We start from the raw sequence: 292 nt of genomic DNA on the forward strand, positions 1-292 counted from the left end.
TCACTGCGAAAGAACATCCGTCCGTCAGAATACGGTGCATCCACCTGCAACATGGTGGTGTGCGCTTTCAGGTCGGAATAGCCACCGGTGCCGCTCGATCCCCAGTAGTCGTGCTCCAGGGTGACGTTAAGATCCTGCTGGCGATAGAGATCCGCCGCATCGCTGCGCACGCCGCGCTTCAGCCAGTCGTCCTTCTCATCGTTACGGGTCAGACGGGTAAAGGTGTCGTTATCCTGCGGACGCGTCGTGGTCACACCGGATGCGACCATCGCGTCTTTGTAGGTTTCCAGCG

Annotated in this window: 1 pseudogene; it reads right to left on the bottom strand. The window is 59.2% G+C overall.

The features are described from left to right. Nucleotides 1–292 (bottom strand): annotated as a pseudogene (locus tag FC814_RS22650) (cellulose biosynthesis protein BcsC); the annotation flags it as partial.

It is taken from the genome of Escherichia sp. MR (assembly GCF_005280595.1).
Lineage (GTDB): Bacteria > Pseudomonadota > Gammaproteobacteria > Enterobacterales > Enterobacteriaceae > Escherichia > Escherichia ruysiae.